Below are 14168 nucleotides of genomic sequence, written 5' to 3'. Positions count from 1 at the left end.
TCCGGCCTGCGAATAATGATTACTGCCAGCTAATCTGTGCCCTGCCGTTTTTCTTACTCTTATACAGCCGCTCATCCGCCAGCATTTTCAAGCGTTCGACGGTAGTACATTCATTTGAATGCGCTACACCGATACTGGTGCTTAAATTAATGCTTCCCACCTGGAAATGAACGATTTCTTTTAGTATCGATAGCAACTCTTCCAGCGTGCCGCCAGTATAAATCACCGCAAATTCGTCACCTCCGAAGCGGTAGACTTTACCTTTATCTACCGGGATCTGTGATTTAAGGATTTTCACCACTTTCATCAACACTTCATCGCCCAGCAAATGACCGAAGGTGTCGTTAATGTTTTTGAATTTATCGACGTCAAACAGACACAAATAACCGCCTTTTTCCGGCAGCGCTTTTAAATCTTCATCAAAGGATTTTCTGCCCATTGCTTTGGTCAGGTCGTCCAGGAACGCCGAGTTATACATACTGTAGAGTTTTTTGACATCGGCAGCCGAAAAGAAAAGCCCGCCATCCAGTACGCGTTCAAAATGGTTATTAATGATGGCTTCTTTCTCCACAATACCACGATTAATCACTCTGCGTACCAGATAGAGGCAACTGGCACCCAATATCACTGCCACCAATGCGGCAAAGAAAATAATCAATGTACAAACCCGCAAATAAACATCTTTTTTATACGCAAATACGTACAATCCGGTCGGCAAATAGGCGAAGTGCTCCATCGCTTCCGAAACGGTGAAGATGGCGTTTTTAGCATTATATTCATCACCGGTCACCGGTTTACCGTTCTTAAATAGAGAGAACATCAGGTTCTCGCTGTCCATCACCAGCGATTTTGACAGTAAAGAAAAACGCTCCAGACCAAGCAAAAATATCAGACTACGATTGTGAGTTACCGGATAGAGGTAATAGACGAAGGTTTTACCGTCAAAAGAGATAAACCCTGTATTTTTGACATGTCGATACTTCACAACCTGCATAATATCTGCACAATAATTTTTCTCGAACTCCTTTACCTGAATACATTCGTCACTGGAAATCAGATAAGGACCGACATCGTACAAATAAGAGGGGGAAACCGAGTCGGCGTAAGCTGTGCGCAAACCAACCAACAGCTGTTCCTCCGTGGGATTTAGCGTGTTGATAAGATCAATTGCCACGCTACGCCGATATTCAGCAATATTTGCCACCGCAAAAGCAGTATCAATAACGGACTGTTTCAGGCTATACACCCGTTCCTTTACCATTTGAGTGTAGATCCCGCAGGCAACTGCTGAAATCATGATAAAAATCAGCAGACTGACTGTAAGTACGAACTTATTGATTCTGGACATACGTAAACTACTCTTTTACTAATTTTCCACTTTTATCCCAAGCGGAGAATGGCATGGGTTTCTGGTACAGATACCCCTGAGCCTGAACACATCCTAATTTAATTAATTCGCGCGCAACGTCTTCGCTCTCTACGCCTTCCGCAATCACCGGGATCCGGTTATAGCGTGCCAGATCGAAAATAATGCGCACAATTTTTCCCGCAGTACCGAAAATATCGCCGGTAAATTGCGAGTCCACCTTTATGCTGTCTGGATTAATTTCATAAAAACGTTTCAGGTTTGACAAACCGGTGCCAAAGTCATCAATCGATATCCGTACCCCTTGTTTACGCAGTTGTTCAATATTGAGATAAAAATGTTCATTAATTCGCTCGATCACGGTTTCAGTGATCTCAACACAGAGGCTGTTCGCCTTCAGGCCATTTTCTTTCATGATGGTGGTAAAACGCTCATGAAAGTGCGGTTCGTTTAACTGCCAGGGCGAAACATTAATATGCAGTAAGAAATCATCCTTCAGCGACGCACGTTGACTAAAATGTCTGAATTAACCCATTGCCGTTTTAATAATCTGATAACCCAGCTCATTGATAAACCCGATATCTTCAGCAATGGTAATGAACTTCAGCGGTGAAATGATCCCCCGCTCCGCAGAAACCCAACGGCACAACGCCTCCGCGCTCAGAATGGCGCGGGTGTTAATATCAACGATCGGTTGATAGACGAGGAATAGTTCGCCAATTTCCATTGCATGGCGAATATTACGCGCAATCCAGATATTCTCTTCTATTTCGTTGAGTTTCGCGTCATCACAGAAAATAAACTCGGAGAACATATGGTCACGGATACTGGAAATCGCCAGTTTCAGTTTTTCTGCGTAACTCCAGGCGTTTTCCCCCTGCAAAGGTTCACAAATGGCAGACTTATGGATGCGCAGATTGCGGTAGCCAAAGCTGCTGTCAAAATCGTTTACCATCGCTATTTTACGGGTAAATGTCTGTACATTTTCCCGACACAGAAGTAAATAGAGATCGGCATTGAATGTCACGATATCGCAGCATTGCGCATATTTCTCGGCAATTCGCTGACACAATTTCCTGACGATTTTATTGCGTTCATCAACACCAAACACCGCCTCCACGGCTTCCAGACCACACAGTTTGATGATCCCCACAGCCAGATACTGATTATTGTTGGACTCAATAATCGCCATATTTTTAATAAAACCGCTTTCCTGATCGTAAGAGATCAGTGAGAGCAATTTATTTGACCGTTCAATTTCGGCATCTTTCATTTCCGCGATCGAATTTTTGATGCTGATAATCTCTTTCGCATCGCCTTCGCGAATTTTCAGAGCCTCGATCTGATCCGTTGAGTCGGGCAAAAACGCCAGCGTATTAACCAGCTCGGTCATTTCAGAAAATTGCCGACGGAACACACGAGTGGTCATGAAATATACCACCAGCAACACGATAATAATGAACGCAAACGGTAGATAAAAAAGTTTATCTGATGCGTTCAATAAATTACCGCCAGGATAATAAAAATAGATTTCGAACAATGCATTATTTGGCACTGCTGATGTCTTTGCAATATACTCCGTATCGACAGAATCAATAATATTATAATTACCTTCGCTATTATAAATAATCAGTTTTTCACGAGCGAGTTGATTCTTGGCAATGATCTCATGACCTTGTTTCAAAAATAGAACTTCATCATTAGCGCTGATTTGATCAAGATACTCGTTCAGATACCGCCAGTTTAAATCGACATGAATTTTATCTACCGCTAACAAATCGTGATCTTTGCCGTTGATACGTAGCGTAAAAGAGATACATTTTTTACCCGGACGATCAAAGCAATTGTATGCCGGATTCCAGCTGTTGTTAGAGTCATCTGAAGCCACCGACCACGGTCGTTTCGATGGGTTAAAATCGGCAAAAATAACCCGCCCTGACTCGTCGACAAGCGGTCCATTTACTTGTTCCTGATGATAAACAACGATTTTATCATTCGCCCTCCGCGAAAAGAGATAATATTTATTATCATCAAGTACCAGTCCCACCGAGTCTAAAAATGGCATCATTTCCATTTTCAGAATCACGGCGCGTTGAATCTCCTCTGTATTTTTTAATAAATACAGTGAGTCCTTTAATGTCAGGGCCGAACGTTCAATATCTTTAAAGAAATAGCCAACGTTTTTCTGAATAAGTTCAAAGCGGCTATCGGCACGTTTTACCGCGCGTTCCGATACCAGTTGATAGTTAATCATGAAAAAAAGACCAATAAATGACAGTGCTGCCAATAAAAATAAAATTATCAGCCTTATCTTTTCGTATAAACTCAGCATGTTAATACATTTAACAAAATAACTATCTGAACGCTGTGCCGCTGCAAAAATAGTCCCTTGCTGCGGCTTTTTAACCAAATTACCCGATTCTACAAAATCAGCAGAAAGTTACAACACTTGCTTAGGGCAATAATTTCCTGTGAGGTGATTACCCTTTCAAGCAATATTCAAACGTAACTATCCTTTAATTTTCGGATCCAGCGCATCGCGTAAACCATCGCCCAACAAATTGAACGCCAGTACGGTCAGAAAAATAGCCAGGGCCGGAAAAACAGCGACATGCGGCGCGATAACCATATCCGCTCGTGCCTCATTGAGCATTGCTCCCCACTCTGGTGTCGGCGGCTGCGCACCGAGGCCGAGAAATGACAGGCTGGCGGCAGAGATAATCGAGGTGCCAATGCGCATGGTGAAAAACACCACGATAGAAGAGACGGTCCCAGGCAGGATATGACGCAATAAAATGGTCATATCGCTGGCACCAATACTGCGTGCTGACTCAATAAAGGTTTGCTGTTTCAACACCAGCGTGTTGCCGCGCACCAGGCGGGCAAACGCGGGGATGGAAAAAATGGCGACTGCGATAATCACGTTAGCAATGCCGCTTCCCAACACCGCAACAACAGCGATCGCCAGTAAAATACCCGGGAAGGCAAACAGCACATCGCAAATGCGCATGATCAGCCGATCCCACCAGCCTTCATAATATCCAGCCAACAAGCCCAGCAACGTCCCTATCGCCACACCGATAAACACGGCAAACACGCCCGCCGCCAGCGAGATTTGCGCACCAACCAGGACACGGCTGAAAATGTCGCGCCCCAGTGAATCGACGCCAAACCAGTGCTGCAAAGAAGGTCCGTTATTCAGATTGTCATAATCAAAATAATTTTCGGCGTCATAGGGAGCGATCCAGCGTGCAAAAATGGCCACCACAATCAATAAAATAACGAATAATGCGGCGGTCATCGCCATATGCTGACGGCGAAATCGTCGCCAGAATTCATGCCACGGTGTACGTACCTGGTCAGGTTTGACCAGTGGCATGGCGTTTAACACCGCCTGACGTCGCCAGTTAAATAGTCGCATCCTTACTTGTACCTGATAGCCGGGTTAATGGCGGCGTAAAGCACATCCACCACTAAGTTGATAAGAATAAATTCCAGCGAGAAAAGCAGAATTTCCGCCTGAATCACCGGGTAATCGCGCATTTCTACAGAGTCAACGAGTAAGCGTCCAAGTCCGGGCCAGTTGAAAACTTTCTCCACCACGATAGAACCACCGAGCAAAAAGCCAAACTGTAAGCCCATCATGGTCACTACCGGGATCATCGCGTTGCGTAGCCCGTGTTTGAGGACAACCCAGGTTTCGCTCACCCCTTTCGCCCTCGCGGTACGCATATAATCTTCGCTTAAAACGTCGACAAATGACGCACGGGTAAAGCGCGCCATCACGGCGGCCACTGCCGCGCCGAGCGTCAGGGAGGGTAAAATGTAGTGCTGCCAACTGTCTGCTCCCACAGTAGGCAGCCAGCCCAGTTCAACGGAGAATACCTGAATTAAAAACATCCCCAGCGCAAATGCCGGAAACGAGATCCCCGACACCGCAATGGTCATACTCAATCGATCCGGCCAACGATTACGCCAGACGGCGGCGATAATTCCCGCCGCCATACCAAATATCACCGCCCAGACCATACTGGTTATGGTCAGCCATAGCGTTGGCATAAAGCGGCTGGCAATCTCATCGGCAACCGGACGACGCGACACCATCGACAGGCCAAAATCCCCCTGCACAGCATTGCTGATATAGTGCCAGAACTGGTGATACAGCGGCTGATCCAACCCCAGCTGCTGACGCACCAGTTCTATAACCTGCGCATCAGCTTCGGGCCCGGCAATCAATCGCGCCGGATCGCCGGGCAGCATGTGGACAAATAAAAACACCAGCACCGAGACGATAAACAGCGTCGGAATCAACCCCAGTAATCGTTTGATAACGTAATAAAGCATTCCACTCCCTGCGTTGCTTATTGCAAATCCGCGTCTTCAAAGCTGAAGCCGGTATCTGGCATGATCCAAAAACCGGTCAGGTTTTTACTGTGTGCCGACACCAGTTTTTCTACCACCAGCGGGATCCACGGCGATTCTTGCCAGATGATATCCTGCGCCGCCTTATATAAGCGGGTCTTTTCCGCCGGATCATTCGTTTTCAGTGCCTGAGCCAGGAAGTCATCCACCTGTTTATTGCTGTAAAACGCGGTATTAAACAGCGTCGGTGGCCAGTTTTGCGAGGCAAACAGCGGCGATAGTGCCCAGTCGGCTTCGCCGGTTGAAGCCGACCAGCCAGTGTAGAACATCCGCACGCCACTCTCTTTTTGCCCTTTACCTTCAACTTCTGCCGCCCGCTGTCCGGCATCCATCGCGGTCACCTGGGCTTTAATCCCGACCTGCGCTAACTGCTGCTGGGTAAATTGCAGCACTTTCTGCGCGGTGCTGTGGTTATGTGACGACCACAGCGTGGTACTGAAACCGTTGGGATATCCCGCCTCTTTCAGTAATTCGCGCGCTTTCACTGGATCGTAAGGCCACGGTTTATAACTTTGCGCGTAGGCGATACTTGGCGGTACCACACCAGTAGCTGGAGTTGCATAGCCCGCAAAGGCAACTTTCACCAGCGCCGGACGGTTAATGGCGTAATTCAGCGCCTCACGGACCTTCGGGTTATCGAACGGCTTTTGCGTCACGTTCATACTGATATAACGCTGCATAATTGACGGACTGGCCATCAACTCGATATTTTTGTTTTTCTCCAGCAGTGTGGCCTGCTCGTAGGGAATGGGGAAAGCAAACTGCGCTTCACCGGTTTGCAGCATTGCCGCGCGGGTGTTGTTATCCGCCACCGGACGCCAGGTTATGCTGTCCAGTTTGGGCAATCCTGGCTGCCAGTAACCCGCGAATTTTTTCACCTTCACAAAATCGGTCTGATTCCAGGTATCCAGTTCATACGGTCCGGTTCCCACCGGATGAAAACCAATCTCCTTGCCATATTTTTCCAGCGCTGTCGGTGAAATCATCGCGGTCGCCGGATGGGCAAGAATATTAATAAACGCTGAGAACGGCTGTTTGAGGGTAATCTTTACCGTTGTCGGATCGATCGCCTCCGTTTTGGCAATATTCTTATACAGGTTATAGCGTTTAAGATGATTCGCCGGATCGCTGGCCCGGTCCAGATTCGCTTTTACCGCCACTGCGTTGAAATCGGTGCCATCCTGGAATTTAATTCCTTCCCGCAATTTCACGGTGTAAGTAATGCCGTCATCGGAAACGGTATAACTCTCCGCCAGCACGTTTTTCAGTTTCATCTCTTTATCCAGACCGAACAGCCCCTGGTAAAACGATTTCGCTACGGCCTGAGATAACGTGTCATTCGCGTCATACGGATCGAGCGTGGTGAAATTCGATCCTACCGCCACCACCACATCTTTGGCAGCGAATGCACAAGATGCCATCAACGCTGTCGCAATGCCCAGCGCCACTAACCCACTACGGTGTACAGCTCTTGCCATTTTATTCTCCGCCTGAATGTTATCTACGCATGAATGCGTATTCTGATTGTGGTTGTGCGACGTAATGCCCCGGCCCGACGCATTGCAACGAGACGGCTGCCACCTCTTCGCCACGCAGATGAATATTGCTGGGAAGATCGTCCGACAGCAGTACACGCTGCGGTCGTTGTCGGGACGGTTCAGCGACCGGAACTGCCGCCAGTAATTTACGCGTATAAGGATGCTGCGGGTTTTCGAAGACCGCGCACCGTGAACCAATTTCAACAATTTGCCCGAGATACATCACCGCCACACGATGACTAATCCGCTCTACCACAGCCATATCGTGGGAGATAAACAGATACGCAATGCCGAAATCACGCTGGAGATCGAGCAACAAGTTGATAATCTGCCCGCGAATAGAAACATCCAGCGCCGAAACGGCTTCGTCGGCAATGATCACTTTTGGATTCAATGCCAACGCGCGAGCAATGCAGATGCGCTGGCGCTGACCGCCGGAAAACTCATGCGGGTAACGCCAGGCATGTTCAGGTAACAGGCCCACGCGCTCCAGCAACCACGCAACGCGTGCAGCCGCGTCTTTACCTGGCAATAAACCGTGTACACGCAGCGGTTCGATAATCGAATCACCGATGGTCTGACGTGGGTCCAGCGAAGCGTAAGGGTCCTGAAAAATAAACTGAATATCCCGGCGCAATGCCTGAAGTTTGCCAGGTGACAAGGTATCGATTCGCTGACCGTTAAAGATAATTTCGCCGCCCTGCGATTCGACCAGGCGCAGCAACGCCCGCCCGGTAGTGGATTTACCGCTGCCAGACTCGCCCACCAGCGATAGCGTTTCGCCAGGCCAGAGATCAAAACTGACTTTCTCAACGGCATGCACTTCCCGCGTTACGCGATTCAACAAACCGCTGCGCAAAGGGAAACGGGTGACAAGATTACGCACCCGTAAAACAGGTTCGCCATCCACCACCGTTTTCTGCTCGATGGGGGGTTCCTGTTTCGCTGGATGTTCAAGCGATATCAATGGGAAACGTCGGGGATAATCTAACCCTTTCATCGCACCAAGTTGCGGAACAGCAGCTAACAGCGCACGGGTGTAAGGATGTTGCGGTGCATGAAAAATCTGTTCGACGGTACCCGTTTCCACCGCCTCGCCCTGATACATCACCAGTACCCGATCGGCAATCTCTGCCACCACGCCCATATCGTGAGTGATAAAGATAACGCCCATCGACATCTCTTTTTGCAATACTTTGATTAATTGCAGGATCTGCGCCTGAATAGTGACATCCAGCGCGGTGGTTGGCTCATCGGCAATCAGCACCGCCGGGCGGCATGACAGCGCCATCGCAATCATCACTCGCTGGCGCATCCCGCCAGAGAGTTGATGCGAATAACGTGAAAGAATGGTTTGTGCCTCCGGAATGCGTACCTGATCCAGCATCCGCTTCGCCTCGACCATCGCTTCTTCACGACTGGCGTTCTGATGCAGACGAATTGATTCGGCAATCTGTTCACCCACAGTAAATACTGGGTTCAGCGATGTCATCGGCTCCTGAAATATCATCGCCATATCCGCACCGCGCACATGGCGCATTTGTGCAGCGCTCTGCTCGCTAAGTTCAATCACATCACGACTGCGCCGCCGCAACAGCATTTTATCGCACTGTACTAAACCGCCCGCCTGTTCCAACAGACGCATCAATGCCAGCGCAGTCACTGACTTACCGGAGCCGGATTCGCCTACAATTGCCAGCGTCTCACCGCGTTGCAGACTAAAAGAGAGATTGCGGACCGCAGCTATTTTCTGCTGGTCCTGCATAAAGGCAATATTAAGATTTTCAACCGCCAGCACATTACCGGCATCAAGTTCATCACTGTGTGGCAACGGTGTCCCCTTTTTCACGGTAGATACCGGTGGTTGGCGTATCGCCTGCGTAGCCCCAGGCGCGATACATTCCTTCGGTGTTAAACGGTAGCGCGACATTCCCTTCATGGTCGATAGCGATTAAGCCACCGCTACCGCCAAGCGCAGGGAGTTTTTCCATTACTACCCGCTCGCAGGCTTCCGCGAGACTTAATCCGCCGTAATCCATTAACGCGGCGATGTCATATGCCGCCAGCGCGCGGATGAAGACTTCGCCTGTGCCGGTACAAGAAACCGCCACACTGGCGTTATTGGCGTAGCATCCGGCACCCACTAAGGGACTATCGCCAACTCGTCCGGGTAATTTATTGGTCATTCCGCCTGTGGACGTGGCTGCCGCCAGATTGCCGTCTAAATCCAACGCCACGGCCCCCACGGTGCCCATTTTCTGTTTTTCATCCAGTGGCGCACCGCTATGGTCGAGGACTGTTGCCCCTTCCTCGCGCGCTGCCAGTAGTTGTTCATAACGCAAAGGCGTGGAGAAAATCTCCGGTGAGACGCGCTCCATGCCATGAGCAAACGCAAAATTTTCTGCCCCTTCGCCAATCATCATCACATGCGGGCTTTGCTCCATCACCAGCCGGGCGGCAAGAACCGGATTACGCAGATGACTAACGCCCGCCACCGCACCGGCTTTCAGGGTGTTACCATCCATCACACAGGCGTCCAGTTCATGGGTTTCATCACGCGTAAAGACAGCGCCAATTCCGGCGTTAAACAGTGGACACTCTTCCAGCAGACGCACCGCTTCCGTCACCACATCCAGCGCACTTTCGCCGGCTTCCAGCATTTTCTGCCCGGTTTCAACAATGGCAGACAACGCCTCGATGTAGCGTAATTCCTGTTGCAGACTCATCTGCGCGCGGCTAATTGCACCTGCGCCACCATGAATTGCAATGACTGCTTTGCCCATAGTATTCGTCCATTAAGGGTGGCTCGCCACTTTTGCTATAAATATCAGAATTTTTATGAATTACTCATTCAATTTTTGAATATAGAAAGATGGATATGGCATGTAAAGGCAGGAGCCAACGCTACGCCCGAGGTGGCATACAGTCTATGGCGTTTTTCTGACATAATAGGCAAATTCGATTTTGCCTCCGCAGGAGTGTTTTCATGGAATTTACCACCGGATTGATGTCGCTCGACACCGCGCTTAATGAGATGCTTTCTCGCGTTACCCCACTGACCACCCAGGAAACGCTGCCACTGGTTCAGTGTTTTGGTCGTATTCTGGCGAGCGATGTCGTTTCGCCACTGGATGTCCCGGGGTTTGATAACTCCGCTATGGACGGCTACGCGGTGCGTTTAGCCGATATTGCCTCCGGGCAACCGCTGCCCGTTGCCGGTAAATCCTTTGCCGGTCAGCCATACCATGGTGAATGGCCTGCGGGTACCTGCATTCGTATTATGACCGGTGCGCCGGTGCCGGAAGGCTGCGAAGCGGTGGTGATGCAGGAGCAGACTGAACAAACGGACAATGGCGTGCGTTTTACTGCTGAAGTGCGTAGCGGGCAAAATATTCGCCGTCGCGGTGAAGATATCTCTGCAGGTGCGGTTGTTTTCCCGGCGGGAACTCGCCTGACTACCGCAGAGCTGCCAGTAATTGCTTCACTGGGGATTGCCGAAGTTCCGGTGATTCGTAAAGTGCGTGTAGCGCTTTTTTCTACCGGTGATGAACTCCAGTTGCCCGGTCAGCCGCTGGGCGACGGCCAAATCTACGACACCAACCGTCTCGCCGTACACCTGATGTTAGAACAGCTGGGTTGCGAGGTAATCAACTTAGGGATTATCCGCGACGATCCACATGCCCTGCGCGCCGCATTTATTGAAGCCGACAGCCAGGCGGATGTAGTGATCAGTTCCGGCGGTGTTTCAGTGGGTGAAGCGGATTACACCAAAATGATTCTTGAAGAGCTGGGGGAGATCGCCTTCTGGAAGCTGGCGATTAAACCAGGTAAACCGTTCGCGTTCGGTAAACTCAGCAATAGCTGGTTCTGCGGCCTGCCGGGCAACCCGGTTTCAGCGACGCTGACCTTCTATCAACTGGTACAGCCTTTGCTGGCAAAACTAAGCGGCAACACCGCCAGCGGCCTGCCCGCGCGCCAGCGCGTACGCACAGCGTCCCGCCTGAAAAAAACGCCAGGACGTCTTGATTTCCAGCGCGGCGTGCTGCAACGCAACGCCGACGGTGAACTTGAAGTGACGACCACCGGACATCAGGGTTCACATATATTTAGCTCCTTTAGTCTCGGCAACTGCTTTATCGTGCTGGAACGCGATCGCGGCAATGTGGACGTGCGCGAATGGGTGGAAGTAGAACCGTTTAACGCGTTGTTCGGAGGCCTGTAATGGCGGAACTCAGCGATCAGGAGATGCTGCGCTACAACCGGCAAATCATTCTGCGCGGTTTTGATTTTGACGGTCAGGAGGCGCTAAAAGATTCTCGTGTGCTGGTAGTCGGCCTCGGTGGACTCGGCTGCGCAGCTTCGCAGTATCTGGCAAGCGCCGGTGTCGGCAACCTGACGCTGCTCGACTTCGACACGGTTTCGCTCTCGAATCTGCAACGCCAGACACTGCACAGTGATGCCACGGTCGGGCAACCGAAGGTGGAATCCGCCCGTGACGCCCTGACGCGGATCAACCCACATATCGCGATTACGCCAGTCAATGCACTGCTAGATGACGCAGAACTTGCAGCATTGATTGCTGAACACGATCTGGTGCTCGACTGTACGGATAACGTTGCGGTACGTAATCAACTGAACGCAGGCTGTTTTGCCGCGAAGGTGCCGCTGGTTTCCGGCGCGGCAATTCGTATGGAAGGGCAAATCACGGTCTTCACTTATCAGGACGGCGAACCGTGCTATCGCTGCCTTAGCCGTTTGTTTGGCGAGAACGCGTTAACCTGCGTAGAAGCAGGCGTGATGGCACCGTTGATAGGCGTAATTGGTTCGTTGCAGGCAATGGAAGCGATCAAACTGCTGGCAGGTTATGGCAAACCGGCCAGCGGGAAAATCGTCATGTACGATGCGATGACCTGTCAGTTTCGCGAAATGAAACTGATGCGCAATCCGGGGTGTGAGGTGTGCGGGCAGTAATTGCCACCTCCAAGCCTGATAAGACGCGACAAGCGTCGCATCAGGCATTTGCTCCAGACGCCAGATGCGGCGTGAACGCCTTATCTGGCCTACGGTTCGGGCACAGATTTCCAAGCGCGGCAGGCATCGGTGCACTCCGCCACGTCATCAGCAATTTATGAGGATGCAGAACGTCCGGTTAAATCGACGTTCTGCCAAACGCTCCCTGCCAGTCCTGCTCAAACTTCGTCACAGCGGCTTCCACCGCCGGATAGCTAATCATCTGTTGTGCCACATCCAGTGGCAGAGTAATTGATTCACATCCGGCCAGTAAGCAGTCCAGCGCCTGACGCGGGGTTTTGAAACTCGCTGCCAGCACTTTCGCCTGCGGCGCATGCATTTTCAATAACTGGTGTAAGTCGGTCACAGTCTGAATGCCGCTACCGCCCTGAGCATCAATACGATTAACGTAAGGCGCAACATATTCCGCACCTGCCAGCGCCGACAGCAGCCCTTGTGCCGCGCCATATACCGCGGTTCCCAGCGTCGGAATCCCTTCCGCTTTTAACATCTTAATCGCTGCCAGCCCCTCGGCTGTCACCGGAACTTTCACCACGATATCCGCAATAATAGAACGCAGCTTAAGCGCGTCATTCACCATCCCTTCAGCAGTGGTAGCCATTACCTGGGCAAACAGACGCCCCTGACCGCCCATCGCTTCATGAAGTTGCGGAAGCACAACATCCAGCGGTTTTTTACCCGCGGCGATAATGCTTGGGTTAGTGGTCACACCCGCCAGCGGAAAAATACGTGACAGCGCCTTCACCGCAACAACGTCTGAAGTATCCAGATACAGTTCCATAACCATCCTCAAAATGTACTTTTTGTCTGAATGTAGACTATCACGGGAAAACTCTCTGAACAGTTGACGCACATCAATCTAACTTTCATTCGAAAGTATTTTAATGTTTGAACGAAACAGAGAGGCAACTATGATTTTCAATATTCAGCGCTACTCGACCCATGATGGCCCCGGTATCCGCACGGTCGTATTTCTTAAAGGCTGTTCGCTGGGCTGCCGCTGGTGTCAGAACCCGGAAAGCCGCGCCCGTACGCAGGATCTGCTGTATGACGCACGACTGTGTCTGGAAGGCTGCGAGCTGTGCGCTAAGGCCGCGCCGGAAGTGATTGAGCGCGCGCTGAATGGTTTGCTTATTCATCGGGAAAAGTTAACCCCGGAGCATCTGACGGCGTTAACCGACTGCTGTCCGACACAGGCGTTAACCGTGTGTGGTGAAGTGAAAAGCGTTGAGGAGATCATGGCGACCGTTCTGCGCGATAAACCGTTTTACGATCGCAGCGGCGGCGGCTTAACGCTTTCGGGTGGTGAACCCTTCATGCAGCCGGAAATGGCGACGGCGCTGCTGCAAGCCTGCCACGAGGCAGGCATTCATACTGCGGTAGAAACCTGTCTGCATGTGCCGTGGAAATATATCGCCCCTTCTCTGCCCTATATCGATCTGTTTCTTGCCGATTTAAAACACGTTGCCGACGCGCCGTTTAAACAGTGGACCGACGGTAACGCCGCCAGGGTGCTGGATAACCTGAAAAAACTCGCCGCAGCGGGCAAAAAAATCATTATCCGCGTGCCGCTGATTCAGGGCTTTAATGCCGACGAAACCTCTGTAAAAGCCATTACCGATTTTGCCGCCGACGAGCTGCACGTTGGCGAAATTCATTTTCTGCCCTACCACACGCTGGGCATCAACAAATATCACTTACTTAATCTGCCCTATGACGCCCCGGAAAAACCGCTTGATGCGCCAGAGCTGCTCGATTTTGCCCAGCAGTATGCCTGCCAGAAAGGGTTAACCGCGACCTTACGAGGATAA

The 14168-nt window shown here is 50.6% G+C and carries 10 protein-coding genes, 1 pseudogene and 1 other annotated feature; of the genes and pseudogenes, 3 read left to right on the top strand and 8 right to left on the bottom strand.

Annotation, left to right across the window (positions count from 1 at the left end; genetic code table 11):
• Positions 1-19: 19 nt before the first annotated feature.
• The 7 genes and pseudogenes from SF0784 to ybiK all read right to left on the bottom strand — a co-directional run bounded on the left by SF0784 (position 20) and on the right by ybiK (position 10109).
• Complete coding sequence (locus SF0784) at positions 20-1348, bottom strand: hypothetical protein (RefSeq protein ID NP_706710.1); 1329 nt, start codon at positions 1346-1348, stop codon at positions 20-22.
• A 7-nt stretch (positions 1349-1355) separates the two neighbouring features.
• Positions 1356-3681: a sequence feature (Similar to Escherichia coli K12 conserved hypothetical protein gi: 1787055 (783 aa). BLAST with identity of 98% in 775 aa. This CDS contains an in-frame stop codon. The sequence has been checked and is believed to be correct.), on the bottom strand.
• Positions 1356-3681: pseudogene (locus SF0783) on the bottom strand. (Overlaps the previous feature by 2326 nt.)
• A gap of 194 nt (positions 3682-3875) precedes the next feature.
• The gene (locus SF0782; RefSeq protein ID NP_706709.1) at positions 3876-4787 is read right to left on the bottom strand and encodes a glutathione ABC transporter permease GsiD; all 912 of its coding nucleotides are present in this window, start codon (positions 4785-4787) and stop codon (positions 3876-3878) included.
• A gap of 2 nt (positions 4788-4789) precedes the next feature.
• The gene (locus tag SF0781) at positions 4790-5710 is read right to left on the bottom strand and encodes a glutathione ABC transporter permease GsiC (RefSeq protein ID NP_706708.1); all 921 of its coding nucleotides are present in this window, start codon (positions 5708-5710) and stop codon (positions 4790-4792) included.
• Between the two features lie 17 nt (positions 5711-5727).
• A complete protein-coding gene (locus tag SF0780; protein ID NP_706707.2) occupies positions 5728-7266 on the bottom strand; it encodes a glutathione ABC transporter substrate-binding protein GsiB in 1539 nt (512 codons plus the stop codon).
• A gap of 19 nt (positions 7267-7285) precedes the next feature.
• Positions 7286-9124, bottom strand: a complete 1839-nt coding sequence (locus SF0779) for a glutathione ABC transporter ATP-binding protein (protein NP_706706.2) — start codon at positions 9122-9124, stop codon at positions 7286-7288.
• Positions 9125-9143: 19 nt separating this feature from the next.
• The gene (gene ybiK, locus SF0778) at positions 9144-10109 is read right to left on the bottom strand and encodes an isoaspartyl peptidase (protein NP_706705.1); all 966 of its coding nucleotides are present in this window, start codon (positions 10107-10109) and stop codon (positions 9144-9146) included.
• A 203-nt stretch (positions 10110-10312) separates the two neighbouring features.
• On the opposite strand from ybiK, the gene moeA reads away from it, so the two are divergent.
• Positions 10313-11548, top strand: a complete 1236-nt coding sequence (gene moeA / locus SF0777; RefSeq protein ID NP_706704.1) for a molybdopterin biosynthesis protein MoeA — start codon at positions 10313-10315, stop codon at positions 11546-11548.
• Positions 11548-12297: a molybdopterin biosynthesis protein MoeB gene (gene moeB, locus SF0776; RefSeq protein NP_706703.1), complete on the top strand. Its 750-nt coding sequence runs from the start codon at positions 11548-11550 to the stop codon at positions 12295-12297. Before moeA ends, moeB begins: the two co-directional genes overlap by 1 nt.
• A 178-nt stretch (positions 12298-12475) precedes the next feature.
• Here moeB and mipB read toward each other — a convergent pair whose 3' ends face one another.
• On the bottom strand, positions 12476-13210 hold the full coding sequence (gene mipB, locus SF0775) for a transaldolase (RefSeq protein ID NP_706702.3): 735 nt from the start codon (positions 13208-13210) through the stop codon (positions 12476-12478).
• A gap of 31 nt (positions 13211-13241) precedes the next feature.
• Here mipB and ybiY point away from each other — a divergent pair, with 31 nt between their 5' ends.
• A complete protein-coding gene (gene ybiY / locus SF0774; RefSeq protein ID NP_706701.1) occupies positions 13242-14168 on the top strand; it encodes a pyruvate formate-lyase 2 activating enzyme in 927 nt (308 codons plus the stop codon).

The organism is Shigella flexneri 2a str. 301 (assembly GCF_000006925.2).
In the GTDB taxonomy this organism is placed as follows: Bacteria; Pseudomonadota; Gammaproteobacteria; order Enterobacterales; family Enterobacteriaceae; genus ECMA0423.
Note: the sequence above shows the minus strand (reverse complement) of the source record. Positions and strands in the feature narration are given on the sequence as shown.